This is a genomic window from Actinoplanes sp. NPDC051343, assembly GCF_044455125.1.
Lineage (GTDB): Bacteria > Actinomycetota > Actinomycetes > Mycobacteriales > Micromonosporaceae > Actinoplanes.
Genome location: NZ_JBITEL010000028.1, coordinates 41,837 through 59,204 on the forward strand (window position 1 = coordinate 41,837; position 17,368 = coordinate 59,204).

Consider the following 17,368-nt stretch of genomic DNA (forward strand, 5'->3'; position numbering starts at 1 on the left):
CACCATAGATCCAGAAAGGGTCCTCTAACCATGACGCCCGCCCTGGCCGTCGAAACCGCGCCGACGAGCCCCGCGCCGCCGCGACCCACCCTCGCCGAGAAGTCAGCCTGGGTCTTCTACGCCATAGCCGCGCTCGGGTCATCGATCGGCCAGACCTGGGTCGGCGTCGACGTATCGCCCTGGCCCGGCTGGATGCCGCTGTGGGCAAGCATCCTGGCAGTCGCCCCGTTCGCGCTCGTCATCGACCTCGGCGGCGCCGTCGCAGCAGCCTTCGCCGACGCGCGCCGGCGCCTCGGCGAAAACGCCTACGGCCCGCGCATCGTCTCAGCCGTCGCCGCCGCCTGCGCCGTCGCGATCAACATCGTCGGCCACTTCACCACCCCCTATCTGGCCGTCATGTTCGGCGGCCTCGGAGTCCTGGCCTACACCGTGTGGCTGATGCACTCCGCAGCCCGCCGCCGCGACGCTCTACGCGCCGTGGGAAAACTCCCCGCCACCCCACCGTCCTACGGTCTATCGCAATGGGTCCGAGAGCCAGAGGTCACCAGCCGCGCCAAACGACTCGCGCTGCAACACGGCTACAACCTCAACGACTCTCTCACCAAAGCCCGTATCCAGCTGCGCACCGAAGAACGCCGAGCCGCACTGGCCCGCCACATCGAAACCATGATCCGGGCCCGGCACGACACCAATCCCGTCCTCGCCTCGATCGCCGCCACCACTACCCCGATCGACGACATCGCCGACGCCCTCATGACCATGATCGACACCGACGGCTGGGCCCGGGCAATTGCCGCCGAGATCCAAGCCCCTACACCCGCACCGCTGCCGGGAACACCTGGACCACAGCCAGAGCACAGCGAACGGGAGTCCGCGAACCCCGCCGAGGAAGAGCGTGAGGATCACAGAGACGAGGAGATCGACGCTATCGATCATGCGGCCGATCCGCTAACCGACCTTGCTCTAATGATCCCCACCAACCCGACCGCCTACCGACGGTGGCGAGAGATGTGGATCAAAATCGCTGGACGGTCCGAAGTCACAAACAAGCAACTCGCTGACGACCTCAACGCCAGCGTCCGCACCGTGCAACGCATACGCGCGGTTGGCGCCGCCGGCCTACTCGATTTCTCCCGACCACCACGACCGCTCCGGCTGGCCAGCACCAGCGGGCTCTCCCATCCTTGAACCGGGTTATTGACATCCGCCCGAGTGCTTCGTTGCGTGCCGGCGGCCCTGTGCGGGCTCCCCTACGCCACGTCGCTCACCGTCTGCCCGGCGGTTGGTTAGATTTCAAGTTGGTCCACAGCGGGTCTTCCGGACCACGCGACCGCCGCGACATCGGTGACCGATCCAAGCCTTGTTGAGGATCCGCCGAGCCGACATCAAGCACGGGCAGCGACCGCTGCGCTCGCCGAAGCTGATCCCAATGCCGTCGAGAATCCAGCATCGCCCCAAGAGACTGGTGTAGGTCGCGCAGCACCGCGACGTCGCTCACAGTCCACTCTCGGACCTCTGCGTCGCGACCGGGATCAATCGGGACGCCCCGCGCCAAGAACTGGCGATGCGCACCAAGAAACGCATGAGCGGCTGCTACATACTGCGCTCGCGCGAGCGGCATCTCGCGCTCCGGTCGTGTCGCCCCCACCCGGTCATCGTACATATGTACGAAGCTGCAGGCGACTCAAGGACAGGGGCACGTACTGGTTACTTCTCGACCCAATTGACGGTTTCCCCACTAAGCGGCACCGCTCCCCCACCGTGATTACAAGGAAGGTCGCACCTGCAGCGCCGACTACGGATCGTTACGTGACACGGCGCGGCGGGCGCCCGGATCTGCCGAATTGAGTGTATCTGAGTATATACTCATCGCCCAATTTACCACGGTCATTAATGACTAAGTTCGTTCACTTTCGACATTGCTATACCAAGTTCTGATGACAGTTCCGTAGTGCACAATGAATTTACAAGCAGGCCCTGTAGGAGGTTGCGCAGGTCGCGCTTAAACCAGGGAGGTCGAGCATCGAGACGTTCCTCGTTGGCCAGCTTCAGCGCTTCTCTTGAAATGCTACTGTGCGCTTGATCGCCGCATTCAATGGAAACACTCGTCAGCGTCGCGCGAATATCCTCGTTCCCGTGCCACTTTTCGCCGTATTGCTTTTCATACCCATAGTCAAACGCGATCGGAAGAATCTTTCCGTAGGTTCCATCGGGAAGAGTGTGAGAAAGTCGAACCATTTCCGCTATAAGGCCCGTGGCTGCTGGGCGGAGGCGGGCGTCATCGACGCGAACAATATCAGTGAGCCGCTCGACGACGAGCACTCGCTGACCTGGTGGGAGGCTTAAAAAATCGTTCGGGCTCATGTCGTTCAAGGCTCGGCATATCTCCTGCAGGGATCCATCTATCAAGATGGAGGCGAAGCTGCGATGCGGCTTGAGGGCCTCGATAAGGCGATCGCCAAATTCCTGTGCCGTTTGGGGGCGAAGTGCCGAGTCTTGTTGCAGAGACTGTTGAATTAATTCGTCTACTGCAGGAGGGATGGATGCATTGTGAAGCACCAGAGATCGGTACTCGCCTCTCGGAGGCATGCTTCCGGCCAGCGATTCGTACAAAATAATCGCAAGTTGGAATACATCGGACGTCGCAGTCACGTCCTCGCCGCGCTCCTGCTCGGGAGACATGTAGCCCGCAGAGCCTATAGGCTCGCCTCGCGTCAGTCTGGCCACGTCACCTTCGGTTAAAGCTATCCCAAAGTCGACAACGTAGCAAGAAATTCCTTCGCGGAGAATTATGTTGGCAGACTTAATATCGCGATGGATTATTCCTTTCGAGTGCGCATGCGCAAGAGCAGAGCAAATAGGTCCGAATATCTTGGGGGCATCTTCCACGTCTAACACCCTGCGACTTTGCAGAACGCCGCGCAGACTTTCCCCCTCAATCCATTCGAATATGATAATGAACTCAGAATTCTCAGGTGACAGGCGCACATCGTAAATAGCAGGAATGCTCGGATGGGAAAGCTGGGCAAGAGTTCTCGCCTCTCGCCGAAATCGCTCTATGTCGCTCCCGCTTGGAGATTCCTTAAACAACGGATCCAGCGTCTTTAGTGCGACCGGGCGTTCCAGATCCGTGTCGAACGCCTTGTCAATGCGCCCAAACCCGCCTTCCCCGATTGCAGCGATGTCTACCCTGTATCGACTAGTAAAAGATGCCGTGACCTGATCCAAGGAGTTCCCCCCGGTTAGTCGATCCCAGATTCTCAGACGTGGCGCATGATGGCGCGGCGGTAATTGCACTTCCGCCCATCACGGTTTGAAATCGCTTCTGGGGTACGCTCGCGACCGTTTCGTGCACTGTCTGCAATGCAGAGAAGGATAACCGCGGATTCGCTGGTCCGCGTGAGCTTGAGCCTATTCTGAGAATGAAGTTACAGTTGAATCCAAGAGGAACGCATGAGATGGCGATACTCTCTTCTGCCGCCAACAGCGCTCGGCGGCCGATGCCGGCATGACGATTGGTCATGACGTGAGCACGTTTGGAGCGATGCATGCTTGGCGCGCGCGGCAACAAGCGTCATGCAGCCCGAGAGATGAAAGCGATGAAGGCAGCAGCCGACTATCTGTTGGCCGTGGTCACTGACGACGGTCGAAGCGCCGACGAGGCGGTCAATCGAGCCGGGGCGTTGCCTTGTCAGCGCTCGAGCAGGACCGCGAGTAGGCGTGGGAGAAGTCATCGGCTCCCTCACGGGATTCCACTCGAAAAGCGTGGACGATCGAGAATCGTCGCACTGCATCCTTATCTGCCGCGGACCGCGCGTTACGCAGCGCCAAGCTGCGCCGAGGCCTTGCGCAAGTTCGTTGTGATGTACATCTTGATCGATGATGCGGGCTGTGCCTTGACGATCCAGTGTGAACTTGGTGCAGGAACGAAGTCTGGAGAAGCGATGGAACAGACAGCCGACACCAACCACGACATCGAGATCTTGAAGCTGGTGCACTCGCACTTCGACCAGGACCTACGTCAATTCTGGGTACGAGGCAACATGTTCTTGATCGTGACAGGCGTACTGGTTTCCACCTTCGCTGCCACGGCCGCCAAGAGCGAATACTCGCTCGTCATCGCCGCCTTCGGCCTTATCGTCAGCCTCTTCTGGTTCGCCGTAGCCCGAGCCAGCTATCTGTGGATTTGCGCTTGGCGCGACGAGTTGTGCCGGCTTGACGATCAGGTCGACAGGTTCAAGTCGATCTCCAGGGTTGAGCGTCTTCCGCTTCGCCCCTTTGCCTCGGCGAGCGGCATCACGCGCTGGTTTCCCATCGTCGTCGCAGTCGGCTGGCTGATTATCCTGTCAGGCTCGTTGGGACGCTGACCGACGAACTCATTTGCCGCCGTCGGGCCTTCGCCGCGCATGGCGACGATGGGGGTGCCGGAAGGTAGCAGACTGAGGAACCAGGCGATGGTGTCGGCCCCGACGGTGGGGTACCCCGATCTACGTGCTGACCTCGGGAGCGAACGTGCCCGACATCAGCCGCGCGATCGACCTGCTCGACGGCTACCCACCGATCGCCGGACGTCGCGGCCGCCCGCACCGCAGGTTCGATGTCCCGCTCGCCGACACGGGCTACGACAGCGAAGCGTTCCGCCAAGCGTGCCGTGAACGCGGCATGCAGCCGATCATCCCCCGTCGCAAGACCAGCCGGATCAAGGGACTGGGCAAGCTGCGCTACGTCCTGGAACAGACCATCGCCCTGCTGCATCAGTTCCGCCGCCTCGCCATCCGCTGGGAACGACGCCTCGACATCCACGACGGCTTGGTCAGCCTCGCCTGCGCACTCATCTGCTGTCGCCGCTTGATCCAATCCGGTCAACAGAGATCGTGTCAGCACCTCTAAGGACCGGATCTGCGCGGTCGAGGGCTGCGGCGGCATCGGCAAACACCTCGTCCAGCGTCTGGCCGCCGACGACGAGATCGTGGTGGACGTGCCCGCGAAGCTGTCCGCCCGAGAACGAGTGTTCGACACCGGTTAGGAACGCAAGACCGACCCGGCCGATGCACCCGCCGATCGGTTACTCCCCCTTCCAAGTCGTCACCTGGAACGTAACCGACAACAGATCGTGCTGATCGTCCTGGTGCTCGACGGCGACGACGTCCAGCAGGGATAAGTTGTGGTCGGTCGTCCGCACGCAGAATCGCAGGCCTTTCACGACTTTCCGGTCGGACAAGATGGGCGAAAGGCTCGTGGCTCCCTGGCAGGAGGCAAAGGTGCCCGGCGTCGACTCGTCGAGGATCGCGAAGTCGGTGTTGTTGGGACCGTAGAAGCCATGCTCGAAATCGAGGTTACGGATATCGCCGTCCCCGTCGATCGCCCCGACTGTGCCGCAGTCACTCTCTGTCACCGACCAGTTCGCCGCTTGCGTGTCGAGGTCGGCGCAATAGTTCTCGGAGAGCGTCAGCCGGCCGGTGCGCAGCACCTGGCCCACCGAAGCGGCCACACCCGGAGCGGATGGCCCGGAAACGGACGTGGACAGCGAGGACGGTTCACCAGTGGGCACTGAGGTAGGAGCCGACGTCTCTGTTCCTTCCGACGCCGCAGGGGTAGATGGCCACGTCGCAATCGACGCCGTGGGGCTGGACGGGGCCGTGGCAACCGCCGACTGGCTGTCGTGACGACCGAGGAGAAACGCCACCAGGGCCACCAGCAGCATGATGATGATTAGCAGCCCCAGCACAGCCGGCGACAATCGAGGGCCCCGAGGTGGCTGGACGGTGATGACTCCGCCGCCTGGACCTTGCTGTTGAGGTCCGTGTCCTGACGAAGTGCCATCGGCTGGAACGAGGTCGTCCGGCTGTCGGCCGCGAGCCACCTCACGTCCATCAACACGGGGGGCGGGCGTTCGCGGTGGCAGGGGCTCCAGGTCGGCGTCACCCGCCCGATCGGTACTCCAGGGTTCCGTCCTCGCTTCGCGCTCATCCGAGCCGCTATCAGTCATGGGCAAATTATTTGGACAACGCACCCGGAACCGCTCATCCCTTCGGATGTGGCCGGGGACAGCAAGGGGCAAGTTTCTGGACGTGACGCCGAAGCCTTTGAGCAGGATCGGCCGGAGGAATGCGTCCGTCTCCTCATGCGCGCAGATTCATGCGGGCAACTCGGGTACGCCACTCGCTCCGGAACCGCGGTCGCACAATGGCGCTGCCGGACCAGGTGGTCGACCTTCTCCACCAGTGCCGCACGGTGGTCTCCCGGCCAAGCGCCACGCAATGGACGCGTGCTCTGAAATGCCGGGTAACGGGCGGTTTCGATCGGACTATTTGCGCCGGAGTGGTCTTACCGAAGCCGCCGGACCCTCAATTTGCCGCTTCAGCGTCCACAGCCCCTGCGAGAAGACCTGCCGGCGCCCCACAGCGCAGCGGAGGCCGCCGAAGAGATCATTAACCCATCATCGAACGCCCCACCCATTCGCCTGGAAACCCCCGAATGGGCAGCTCAATGGCTATGGCCAGCTGCTCAACTACGGCGCAGGTCCGGATTAATCCGACCACCGCGATAGACATGTACCTCGCTCACGTTTGCGCACCTCTCACGGAGACGCAATTCGGGCCCTCCGCGTTCGGTGCCAACTTGCTCCCCCACCACGCAGCCTCGGCAAGCTGCGCTACGTCGTCGAGCAGACCTTCGCCCTGCTGCACCAGTTCCGCCGGCTCGCCGTGCGCTGGGAACGACGCCTCGAGATCCACGACGGCTTCGTCAGCCTCGACTGTGTGCTGATCTGCTGGCGCAGATTGATCAACTGGACGACAGGGAGATCGTGTTAGTACTCCAGCAGGAGATCACTTCTGGCCTGCGGTGACGTGTGGTTTTGTCCGTGGACGGCGAGCAGCCACCGTCGAGCCTGAGGTTTGTGAGGACCAAACAGGATGCGGCGGTGGCTGCCGCCTACAGAGTAGATGCCCGGCGATGGTCTGCGTTGTTCGGCGAGTTGATGGACCCGATCGAGGCACGCTTCAGCAGGCCGGAACCGCGGCGGCGGGTCCGGGACTTCGTGAACGGATTGCTGGCGCCGCTGCCGAGCAAGAACTGCTGGACGATCGCCGAGCATGCCGGTGACGACGACCCGGGCGGGATGCAGGATCTGATCGGCCGTGCCAGCTGGGACGACGCGCTTGTGCGTGCCGATGTGCGGGACTTTGTGGGCCGCCGGCTGGGTCACCCGGATGCGATCCTGGTGATCGATGAGACCGGTGACCTGAAGAAGGGCCGGCACACCGTCGGAGTGCAACGCCAGTACTCCGGCACCGCCGGGAAGATCGAGAACTGTCAACTCGCGGTGCATCTGACCTATGCCTCTCCGCTCGGGCACGCCTTGATCGATGTCGCGCTCTACCTGCCGAAGTCCTGGTCCGACGACCCGCAACGCCGGGCAGAGGCAGGAGTGCCCGAGCACGTCGGGTTCGCCACGAAACCGCAACTGGCCCGCCGCTTGATCGAGACCGCGCTGGCCAGTGGCCTGCTCTGCCGGTGGGTCACCGGTGACGAGGCTTACGGCGGTGACCCGGCTCTGGCAGCGGCGCTGCGACAGCATCGGTTCGGCTACGTCCTGGCTGTCGCCTGCTCTCACCGAGCACCGACCGGCCTCGGTATCCAACGCGCCGATCAGATCGCCGCCGGCCTGCCCACACATGCCTGGCAGCGGCTGTCCGCGGGCGACGGCGCGAAAGGCCACCGCTACTACGACTGGGCATTCGTCACCTTGCCCCTGGCCGTCGACCGGCACGCTGGACACCACTGGCTCCTGATCCGCCGCAACCGCACCACCGGTGAACTCGCCTTTTACCGCTGCTGGAGCCCCGAAACCGTTGCCCTGCGCCGTCTGGTCACCGTCGCCGGCCGACGCTGGAGCATCGAGGAATCCTTCCAGGCGGCCAAGACCGGCCTTGGCCTCGACCAGCATCAGCACCGCCGCTGGAAAGCCTGGCACCGCTGGACGACCCTGGTCATCGCCGCGCACGCCTTCCTCGCCGCCGCGACCACCATCTGCACCCCAAGCCCGAACGGACTGATCGCGCTGACCGTCAACGAGCTACGCCGCCTTTCCCACGCCCTGGTCATCGAACCCGCCCGACGCATCGCCGACGTCATCGCCTGGTCCATCTACCGCCGCAGACATCAAGACGCCGCCAAGACCAGCCACTACGCCCAGCAAGCACTCACCGAACCCTAAACGGATCTCCTGCTGGAGTATTAGGGGCTTTAGCGTCCGGCCTGCGCAGGCGGCGAGCGCCCTGTCGACGGGCGATAGTTGCTCGGTAGGTCGTCGAGCGGGCCTGTCCGCTCGACCAGGTCGCGGGTCCACGAGAGCGCCCGGCGGGTAGCCGGTCATCGCGCAAGTCACCGCGTTCCAACTGGCCGTGCTGTTAGTCGTCTGGCTCGCTTCGGCAGGGGTGTCTGCGAAAGGTGCGCCGGGCAGCGGTCGTCGCCTGGGGAGAACCAAACGAAGTGGAGGCCACCGTCCGGCTTCGATGAGTGTAGGTTCCGTGATCAGTGTCTCGCCTTCCCCAGCTCCAGGATATGCGGCGAGTACGGGGTGACGTTTCGCTCGGGGAATCGATGTCACGCCGTGTGACCGCACCTAACTCGCGGAAGTGCGCGGATCTGCCGAGATGATTGAACTCGGCCATAGTTTAATTTTCGCGTCAGATTGTGCAGATAACATGCATTGCCGATTGTTGCACTCCAATTATATCGGCCGTCGTTCTATTCGTCGCCGAACTCTCCAGCCACGGCGCTATCCCTTCCCACGTGCCTGGTTGATTAGGTGACCGATTTCTTGGCAAAGCTCAGCAGCGTTAATTGATTCGGCTGCGGCCTTGCTGGTCTCCAGTACAGAAATCGCTTGCTCTCGCGCCCCTGCGGCCAGCAGAACACTTCCTATCATGGCTCCGACAGCCGCGATGCCGTCGGGCCGTTGTAGCCGTTGCAGTGCTCGAAATGACTCGCCAAGCAACGGGAGAGCGGACTCATAGTTCCCTCGGTGCAGTTGCACCAGCGCGAGGCCCCATTTTGCTGCTGCAATACCGTCCACGTCACCGAGCCCCTCGTTGACGCGCAACTGCTTGGTACGCAACGCAGCCACCTCGTTGTAGTCACCACGCAGGTACAAGATGTCGGCGATCTTGCCCCAGGTGAGCGCGCTCTCACGGGCATCCCCGAGCCGGACAAATACCGGTAACGCCTCCTCACGGTGGATGCGCAACGCCTCGTCGTAGTCACCACGCTTAAACAAGATGTCGGCGATCTTGCCCAGAGCGATTGCTCGAGTGCGGATGTCACCGACCTCGCTATACGCAGGCAACTCGACCTCGCGGCGTAGGCGTAGTGCTTCGTCGTAGTCACCACGCTCGAACAAGGTGTCGGCGATCTTGCCCCAGGTGAGCGCGCTCTCACGGGCATCCCCGAGCCGGACAAATACCGGTAACGCCTCCTCACGGTGGATGCGCAAGGCCTCGTCGTAGTCACCACGCTCGAACAAGATGTTGGCGATCTTGCCCCAGGTGAGCGCCCTCTCACGGGCATCCCCGAGCCGGACAAATACCGGTAACGCCTCCTCACGGTGGATGCGCAAGGCCTCGTCGTAGGCGCCCCGCCGGAAGGCGATGTCGGCGATCTTGCCCCATGCGCTCGCCGCGGAGCGGGCTTCGCCGAGCCGGTCATACACCGGCAACTCTACGTTGCGCCGGATTTGTAGCGCCTCGTCGTAGTCGCCGCGATACACGCAGATGTCCGCGATGTCGCCCCAGGCGCTCGCCGCCGAGCGGACGTCGCCCAGCCGGTCATATACCGGTAACACCTCCTCGTTGAGGATGCGTAGAGCTCGGTCGTAGTCGCCGCGCTTGCAGTAGATATCGGCGATGGCCTTTTGGCACGAGGCGGCTTCTTGCTCAGCGCCCGCGGAGGCGAACAGTTGTCGCGCCTTCTGGAGGAGCTGTTCAGATCGGTGCATTTCGCCGCGGTCGATCAGGTAGGTGGCGTGTTCGGCGGTGACTCGTGCAAGATCGACGGGGTCGGCCTCCAGCGCCTGCTGGGTCGCCCGAGCAAAAATCTGCCCAGCCGTCTCGCCGTCTCCGCTGAGTTTCGCGGCGTTGGCGACCTGCCGCAGGAGCGTGACCGAGACGGGGCGATGGTGCTGGTCGAGCAGCGCGATCGCGCTATGGCCGAATTGGAGGGCCGCGGCAGCCGGACCGGCCGTCAGGGCCAGTACCGCGCTGGCGGCACAGGCCGCCGTGACCTGGGGATTGGCGGCGTGCAACGCCAACCGGGTCAACTCCAAGTCCATCGGCAGACTTCGGGGTTCGCCACAGTCGCCGCCCCAGGCGACGAACAGCGGGGTGATCGCCAGTGTGGCCAGAGCGGTGATCTCTTCGTCGTTCAGCGGGGTGATACGTCCCGCCGCTAGCATGTTGACGGCCGTAGCCGTCAGTCGTGGCTGATGCGAGTCGGGGAAGGTGTCGAGCAGTCCGAGCCCGCGCAGCCGAGCGGCCGATCCTCCGCTGTGCTGCGCGACCGCGGTGACGGCCGGTTCCGGGACCGGAAGCTCGAACAGTGTCAGGTCGCGCAGTAGCGCGCGGTGTGCAGGGCCGGCCAGCTCGAGCAGGGTGTCCAGGGCCAGGTTTTCAAGGAACTGCCGAAGCTGGGGTTCGGCGGGCAGGTCGCCGTGACGCAGGTAGGCCTCCATGTCGGCGACTGCGGCTTCGGCGCGGTCGGTGTCGACCTGGTCGCTGTAGACCAGCCGCAGCCCGATCAGGTCCTGCAGGCCGGGGTTGCCGCGGCTGACTTCGGCCGCCCGGGCGGCCAGCGGGAACCTTTCGGCCTGCAACTGGGCGCTGGCGTGGGCTTGCTGCCGATTGAGGAGCTTGAGCCGGGCGACTAGTGACAGGGGGCGCAGCGGGATCTGTTCCAGCCGCTGCGGAAGCCCGTCGAGGGTGAACTGGTATCGGCTGGTCAACAGCAGCCGGCTGTCGGTGACGGCCGGGTCGAACGCCCGCAGCACCGCGGCGAGCACCGGCGCCAACTGCGGATCGACTCGATGCGGCCCGTTCGGGTCCACTATCAGGATCTGTTCCAGGTCGTCGATGATCAGCAGCAGGGCCCGCTGCCCCTCGTCAGCGCGGGCCAACGGCCCGGCCAGCAGGTCGGTCAGCAACGGTTCGAACGCTTCCGGCTGGTCCCGTACCTGCCCGCGGCGCTGCGCGATCATGTCCCGGGCGGCCGGAATCGTCCGGACGGCCTGCTCGATCACCTCCAGGATCGCCGTCGCGCTGTAGTCGCCGAAGACCACCGCTGGGACCAGCTGCGGGCTGCGGTCGGCGATCCGAGCCGCGAGGCTCGACTTGCCGAGCCGGCCCTGCCCGTGCAGCATCACCCCGGCCCGGTCCGCCCGTAAGGCCCGCAGCGCCTGTTGCAGCTCAAGGCGGCGGCCGACGAACATTTCCGGTGCGGCGACCGGCACATGCTCCTCATTGTCCAGGAACACCTTCGTGCCGTGCACCGCAGACACGTGCGAGCGTCGACGCGCCCCGCCCACCAACGGACCACCACCGGAGGGGCCCAGCCACAACCTGGCGAGGTGCCAATCCGCTCGCACCCGCTCATCGTCGGCGCCGAAGACGACGCGGCGGGCGTCACCGACCGCCCCTGCCAGATCGGCCCGGTTGCTCAGCTGCCGATACAGATGCCCGGCGAACAGCGTCGCGGCCCGGTCCCCAACCGATCCGTCCCAGCCCAACACGGCCGGGATGCCCGCCGTGACCAGCGACGTCGACATCGAGTGGGCGACCGTGCCGTCCGCGTCGACGGCCGCCGCTACGGCAGCGCGTTGATCCAGGCCCGGTGGCAGATGCCCGTCCGCGTCCGCCGACGTCGCGGTCAGGCACGCCGACAGGAACACCAGCCGCGGCGTTTGGTTCATCACCTCGATCAGCTCGCCGGGCGTCGTCGGTAGCTCGTCGCCGACCTCGTCCTCCATCATCAGCACCGGCACCCGCGGCCCATCCGGGCCCACCTGCCACCGGTTCACCCCGTGGCAGGACAGGTGGACCACCGGCATCCCACCCAGGTCCGCCAACCGGCGACCCAGCTGGACCGGATTGCCGGTGTCCTCCACCAGCAGATCGACTCGGGTCTCATCGACCGCGGCGAGGATCGCCGCCTCCTCGGCCTCGAAATCCAGTTCACGCTGCTGCCGCGGCGCGGAAGCCATGAACGCCAGGCCGAGCCGATGCCCGTCCGGCGCTGGCACTACCCCGGGTGCCCCTAGCCGGCGCACCACAGCGAACCGCGACACCGCGTCCGCGGCCAGGAACCCGCTACCCGGACGGGCCAACAACTCCCATGGCGCCCGCAGCACCGCCCACGCCACCTCCGACGGCGACTTGGGCCCCCGCACCTCGAAGGTCACCGGCGCCGCGGCCCGCTCCAGCAGAGTGCTCAGCTGTCCCTGCTCACCGTCCAGCCAGGACCACAACTCCCGGCCCAACCCCACGAACAGCTCATCACCTGCACGAGCGTGGATCCCGCGCACGTACCGGGCGCTGATCTCCGCCAGCAGCAGCCGATCGTGCGCGCTCAGCCCGCGGCGGGGCCCGGTCCGGTCGCCGCCGGTCACGACCTCAAAGCCCCAGCCGTCCATCACCAGACCGGTAAACACACCCGACCCCCCTCCACGCCCGGACAGGCCCGCACCCGGACGACAAGTACACCGAAAAGGGTCCCGGAACGCACGACCAATCCGTCCCCCAGGCACAACCGAAAGTACCGCCATCGGAGTGTCGCGGATCGACAGCCGGCACCGGATCGGGTTCAGTAGTAGCTCGAGCAGGGAGGTCCGGATGGAGCCGTACGACGAGGTCACGACACTCGTCGAGGTCGTCGCGCAGGTGTGGCCGCGGCTACCCTCGCTCGATGAGTCGTTCGAACGCACCGTCCTTTTCCAGCTACGTTCCATTGAGGCGGCCCGAGCTGCCGGCAACACCGGCGACACCGAGGCCGCCGCCCTGCTGACCACCTTCCAAAACCAGCCGGCCGCCGCCGACGTGCTCCTGCGGGAACTCGACGCCACGATCAGACGCGGCCCGCGCCCCCCAGACATCCCCGGCGTCATCAAGCACCAGCGACATCTCGAAATCCCGATCCTGTACGCCACCGACCGCGCCGCCGCCCCCGCCGCGGCCGACCCGTTCACCGGCACCCGCGGAACACTCAGCTACGGCGTCGCCCTAGTCAGCGTCCCCGACGACCACCGTATGGGCGCACTCGAAAAACCCCGACTATGGAAACTGCAATTCCGCGCCGACCCCGCCAAACACGTCATACTCCTCGGCACAGAACAGCTAACCCAGAACCACTTCATCCAGCGAGCCGCCGACACCATCGCCAGCGCCGCCACCCCCGAAGCGCTGCTGTTCGTACACGGCTACAACGTCACCTTCGCAGACGCCACCCGACGCGCCGCCCAAATCGCCTACGACCTGCAATTCACCGGACTGCCCATGCTCTACAGCTGGCCCTCGGAAGGCGCCACCCTGCGCTACCTCACCGACGCCGACAACAGCCTTTGGACCCGCCCACACTTCGCCGACTTCCTCCGGCTGACACTCGGCCGACTCGGCGCCCGACGACTACACCTGCTCGCCCACAGCATGGGCAACCGCGTCGTCACCCAAGGCCTCGCCGACCTCACCCCCACCGAATCCACCGGCCTCGGCCACGTCATCTTCGCCGCACCCGACGTTGACGCCGCCGTCTTCACCCAACTCGCCGCCCAATTCCTCCATCACGCCGACCGCTACACCCTCTACACCTCCTCCAACGACCTCGCCCTCAAAGCCTCCCAAAAACTCGCGCGCTACCCACGAGCCGGCCAATCAGTTCCCACCATCGTCGTCATCGATGGCATCGACACCATCGACGCCAGCCAACTCGACACCGGCCTGATGAGCCACTCCTACTACGGCGACCGCACCTCCATCCTCTCCGACCTCTACTCACTAATCCGAAACAACCTCGAACCCACCAAACGATTCGGCCTCGCCCCGACGGACAACGGTTACTGGACGTTCCTCCCCACCGCGCAATAGGCACACCAGCGCAAATAAAACAAGGGGCCAATCGCAAGATCACGTATCCCCATCTGGCAGTCAGTGCGTGCCGGACCGTCCGGACCGTCACCCGGCGTAAGCGTCGACCAGAAGGCCGTCTGCACGCTCATACCGACAACCGGGCCGCCCTACGCGACCACATTGAGACGCGACGGGGACCGCAATCGGGGCAGGAACCGGTCATACGTTCAGGGGACGCCTGTCCGGTATCAACAGTGTCATCCTGCTCTTCCCGGTTCGGATGAGGGAGGAGCATGCAGGCATCACTAGTCGTGGCGGCGGCAATCGTCGGAGTGTTGCTGGGCTGGGGAGTCAACCAGCTGCCCACCCTGAAGACACACGTACCCACCAGCACCCGTTTGTTGATTGTGGTCGGTCTCACTGTTATCTCAATTCTGGTGGCGCTCGGCGCTGCCCATCTGGCCGGCACAAACAACGACGGTCGGCAGACCGGCTCGGCGCCTTCGAGCACCGTGGTGGCGAGCGCGACCGGATCGGCACCATCCGCGCTCCCATCTGAGCCCACAACCACTCCGACGTCAGACCCATCGACTTCGCCATCTCCGAATACGGGCTCGAGTCGGGTGATCTTCAAGGACAGCTTCAGGCTCGCCACGGGTGAGGGCATCAACCTTGACGCCGGCAAGACCAAGATTCAGAGTGGGGTGTCGATTACCGACGGCGACGGGATGGACTTATACGTCGATGGGTGGGCCGACGGCAACCTCAAAGCTGCTCCGACTCCTCAAGGGCAGGGAAGATTCTTCAAATCCCGGAGTGGGACGCTGGACGACTGCGCTTCCCTCATCGAGCGCGGCCAAGACTCCGACACCAGCGCGGTTCCGGTGACGACATCAAGTCTGTGGTACTGCTTCCTGACCTCCGAAGGCCGCGTCGCGGCCGTTCGAATCGGCGGCCGCAGTGACGGCGCCGTACCTATCAATGCGACCGTCTGGGATCGAATTCCACCTCCCTGATCAGGAGTCACCGTTGAGCAGACTGCGGGCTGGCGTCGCGCAATCGCCGACCTTGAAGGGGTGTTCATAAAGTGCGCTAAGGTGTCTGGCAGATGCCCCGATGAGATAGACCGGCGCACTCATTTGCCGCAAGGAGGCCGCCCGGTTTTGCAAGGCTTCTCACTGTGTTAGCCGGGGACTGGTGAGGCGCTTGGGCGAGACCGGGTCGTGGGTCGTCAGGGGCGGTCGTGCAGGAACCAGGCATCGGTATGGGGCAGCGCCAGTGCGAGCAGCCATTGGTCCATTTGCAGGCTGGTGCCGACTTTCTTCAGTTGGCCGGCGAGTTCCCATGCCTGCTCGCCCGGCTCGGGTTGTCGGCTGGCGAGGAACTGCAGCATCGTGCCCCATGAGGCGACCAGTTCGGCGCCCCACCGGTGATGCCAGTTTCGCTCGACGGCCGAGAGCCAGGTGCTGTCCTGGGTGCCCCAGTAGTCGAACCAGTAGGGCGCGAGCCACGGTAATGGCGTGGGTAGCAGGACTAGTTGCACCGTTTGGGGGACGAACCAGTACTGGGTGCCGATCATGGCGTCGACCTGAGGTTGGAGCGCGGCGGCGAGAGTCGGGTCGGCCAGCAGACGGTCGTAAATCCACCGGCCCAGCGCGGGTTCGGTGCTTGGCATGGCCAGTTCGTTCGTAGCGGCCTCGATCAGATCGGCGGGAAATCCGCGTAGACGGCCGTCCAAGTCCGTCGCGGGGATGAGCGGCTCGTCGTCATTGATCACTCGCCAGGGCGGTTTCCAGGGGTCGATCTTGCGTGCGGCAAGGTCCAGATCGTCGAAGTCTGACGGGTCTTCGCCGTCGAGAATCTCGTCCTCGGCTGTGATCATGACCGGCCATCGGCCGGTGGCCGGCACCACGGATCGCGCTGCCTGCCACGCCTCGAGCAGTCCGGCTGGGTCGATGTCCGGCACGACCAGTGTCCCGCCCGGCGCGTCGTCCACCGGAAAGCCGGCCAGTGCGGTCTGGCTCAGCGCCTCAACCATGCCGTCCGCGTCTTCGATCATGAGACCAGTGTCGGCCGACTCTCCCCCGGAGGGGACCAAACGCCCGCAGACACCAACCACAAATACAGCCTCGGTAGGCAGACGTCACGATCGCGACTCTGAAGTGTCCGGCACAACCGCTGGGATGGGCCGCCGCGCCGGGGTGCAACGATCAAGAACGCGCTGCCATGTCGAGAACAGTGTGTCGACGCCGCCCGCAGAGACGCCCCCCGATTCCTCTTTCTGACCGAGGTTGTCCTCGCGGGCCCGAACAGCGAATGTCGGCGATGTCGATCGCTCTCGGAAATGAGTGGTGTCGGCGCTCTGACCGTCATTACGCTCGGTCGGTGAACAGTGGGCATGGGTTCGAGCAATTGGTTGCCGAAGCGGTCGGCGTGCCGCTGAAAGGCTGGGACTTCAGCTGGCTGAAGGGCCGCACCGCAGGCTCTGACCCATCATGGTCATACCCCGAGTTGGCTGGTGAACTCGTGCGAGGCAGCACGAGCCTGCTCGACATCGACATCGACACCGGTGGAGGTGAACTGCTCGCGTCCTTGGCGCCCTTGCCCGCGCGGACCCGAGCGGTCGAGGGCTGGCCGCCGAATCTGCCGGTGGCTCGGCAACGGCTGGCTCAGGTTGGTGTCGAGGTGCTCTTCGCTCAGGACACGACGCTGCCGGTCCAAGCGCAATCGGTCGATGTCGTTCTGAACCGGCACGGTCGGCTCAACCCTGGCGAGGTCGCGCGTGTCCTCCAGCCGGACGGAAGGCTGTTCACCCAGCAGGTTGGCAGCGACGATTGTGCGGAGCTCAACGAGTCGCTGGAAGCACCTGCCGCTTACTGCACGACGTGGAACGCAGAGGTAGCGGTGGACGCCCTGAATGCAGCCGGCCTCACGGTTTTCGGCGTGCGACAGGAGTGGCCGTCCTTCACGTTCTACGACATCGGAGCTCTGGTCTACCAGTTGCGAGCGGTGCCGTGGCAGGTTCGAGACTTCACGGTCAGCCGCTACCACGATTCCTTGCGCCGAATCGATGAACACATCCGGACCCACGGCGAATTCCGTGTCCACGCGCACCGTTTTCTGATTCACGCTCGCGCATGAATGAGTGCCGGGTGCGATTCTAGACATCTTTCGCGGTCAGGGTCTGGTCGGTGTTGGTGGAGATAGACCTGTTCCGGTGAGGTAGCCGTCGATCAGACGGGTGCGGTATTGCA

11 protein-coding genes are annotated in these 17,368 nt (G+C 64.4%); 7 read left to right on the forward strand and 4 right to left on the reverse strand.

All coding sequences use genetic code 11. The annotated features are described in order from the left end of the window. Nucleotides 1-30: 30 nt before the first annotated feature. Nucleotides 31-1,188, forward strand: a complete 1,158-nt coding sequence (locus tag ACIA5C_RS47165; RefSeq protein ID WP_396067656.1) for a hypothetical protein — start codon at nucleotides 31-33, stop codon at nucleotides 1,186-1,188. A gap of 702 nt (nucleotides 1,189-1,890) precedes the next feature. Here ACIA5C_RS47165 and ACIA5C_RS47170 read toward each other — a convergent pair. Beyond that, nucleotides 1,891-3,228 (reverse strand): serine/threonine-protein kinase, encoded by a 1,338-nt coding sequence (locus ACIA5C_RS47170; RefSeq protein WP_396067658.1) that lies wholly within the window; start codon nucleotides 3,226-3,228, stop codon nucleotides 1,891-1,893. A gap of 320 nt (nucleotides 3,229-3,548) precedes the next feature. Here ACIA5C_RS47170 and ACIA5C_RS47175 point away from each other — a divergent pair, with 320 nt between their 5' ends. Both ACIA5C_RS47175 and ACIA5C_RS47180 read left to right on the forward strand, forming a co-directional pair. Then, a complete protein-coding gene (locus ACIA5C_RS47175) occupies nucleotides 3,549-4,367 on the forward strand; it encodes a hypothetical protein (RefSeq protein WP_396067660.1) in 819 nt (272 codons plus the stop codon). Between the two features lie 118 nt (nucleotides 4,368-4,485). Next, complete coding sequence (locus tag ACIA5C_RS47180; protein WP_396067680.1) at nucleotides 4,486-4,890, forward strand: transposase; 405 nt, start codon at nucleotides 4,486-4,488, stop codon at nucleotides 4,888-4,890. Nucleotides 4,891-5,065: 175 nt separating this feature from the next. Here the strand turns inward: ACIA5C_RS47180 and ACIA5C_RS47185 are convergent, their stop codons facing one another. Beyond that, nucleotides 5,066-5,704: a hypothetical protein gene (locus ACIA5C_RS47185; RefSeq protein WP_396067662.1), complete on the reverse strand. Its 639-nt coding sequence runs from the start codon at nucleotides 5,702-5,704 to the stop codon at nucleotides 5,066-5,068. A 1,278-nt stretch (nucleotides 5,705-6,982) separates the two neighbouring features. Here ACIA5C_RS47185 and ACIA5C_RS47190 point away from each other — a divergent pair. Next, the gene (locus ACIA5C_RS47190; RefSeq protein ID WP_396067682.1) at nucleotides 6,983-8,221 is read left to right on the forward strand and encodes an IS701 family transposase; all 1,239 of its coding nucleotides are present in this window, start codon (nucleotides 6,983-6,985) and stop codon (nucleotides 8,219-8,221) included. A 564-nt stretch (nucleotides 8,222-8,785) separates the two neighbouring features. Here the strand turns inward: ACIA5C_RS47190 and ACIA5C_RS47195 are convergent. Then, entirely contained in the window at nucleotides 8,786-12,703 is a 3,918-nt protein-coding gene (locus ACIA5C_RS47195) for a tetratricopeptide repeat protein (RefSeq protein WP_396067664.1), read from the reverse strand. A 181-nt stretch (nucleotides 12,704-12,884) separates the two neighbouring features. Between ACIA5C_RS47195 and ACIA5C_RS47200 the strand changes: the two genes are divergently transcribed. Next, the gene (locus ACIA5C_RS47200) at nucleotides 12,885-14,132 is read left to right on the forward strand and encodes an alpha/beta hydrolase (protein ID WP_396067666.1); all 1,248 of its coding nucleotides are present in this window, start codon (nucleotides 12,885-12,887) and stop codon (nucleotides 14,130-14,132) included. Between the two features lie 275 nt (nucleotides 14,133-14,407). Next, the gene (locus tag ACIA5C_RS47205) at nucleotides 14,408-15,130 is read left to right on the forward strand and encodes a hypothetical protein (RefSeq protein ID WP_396067668.1); all 723 of its coding nucleotides are present in this window, start codon (nucleotides 14,408-14,410) and stop codon (nucleotides 15,128-15,130) included. Nucleotides 15,131-15,345: 215 nt separating this feature from the next. Here the strand turns inward: ACIA5C_RS47205 and ACIA5C_RS47210 are convergent, their stop codons facing one another. Beyond that, nucleotides 15,346-16,173, reverse strand: coding sequence for a DUF4253 domain-containing protein (locus tag ACIA5C_RS47210; RefSeq protein ID WP_396067670.1), 828 nt, complete (start codon nucleotides 16,171-16,173; stop codon nucleotides 15,346-15,348). A gap of 326 nt (nucleotides 16,174-16,499) precedes the next feature. On the opposite strand from ACIA5C_RS47210, the gene ACIA5C_RS47215 reads away from it, so the two are divergent. Further along, nucleotides 16,500-17,255, forward strand: coding sequence for a class I SAM-dependent methyltransferase (locus tag ACIA5C_RS47215; protein ID WP_396067672.1), 756 nt, complete (start codon nucleotides 16,500-16,502; stop codon nucleotides 17,253-17,255). Nucleotides 17,256-17,368 lie beyond the last annotated feature (113 nt).